General features: G+C 37.5%; 1 protein-coding gene. It reads left to right on the forward strand.

Annotation, left to right across the window (positions count from 1 at the left end; all coding sequences use genetic code 11):
• Positions 1-3: 3 nt before the first annotated feature.
• Positions 4-381: ABC transporter permease (locus J7R05_RS09045; protein ID WP_484479021.1), on the forward strand; the 378-nt coding region annotated here is incomplete at its 3' end.

Below are 381 nucleotides of genomic sequence, written 5' to 3' on the forward strand. Positions count from 1 at the left end.
TGGCTGCTGCTTCCTCAGCTTATTGTGACTTTTTTATTTTTCTTTTGGCCTGCTGCTCAAGCAATAAAATCCTCTTTCGAACGTGAAGATCCTTTTGGTTTTACGACAACGTTTATTGGTTTTGAAAATTATATAACAATTCTTTCTGATCTTGCTTATCTGAAATCACTTTTCATAACCGCAGTATTTTCCATTTCTGTTACTGTTGTTTCAATGACTATAGCACTTCTTTTGGCTGTTTGTGTTGATCGTGTCATCCGTGCAAAAAAGGCTTACACAACGCTCTTGCTCTGGCCCTATGCCGTTGCTCCAGTATTGGCAGGTATATTATGGTTATTTATTTTCCATCCAACCATTGGAACTATCCCTTTTCTTCTTAGA

The sequence above is a fragment of the Bartonella capreoli genome (assembly GCF_902813205.1).
GTDB classification, from domain to species: domain Bacteria; phylum Pseudomonadota; class Alphaproteobacteria; order Rhizobiales; family Rhizobiaceae; genus Bartonella; species Bartonella schoenbuchensis.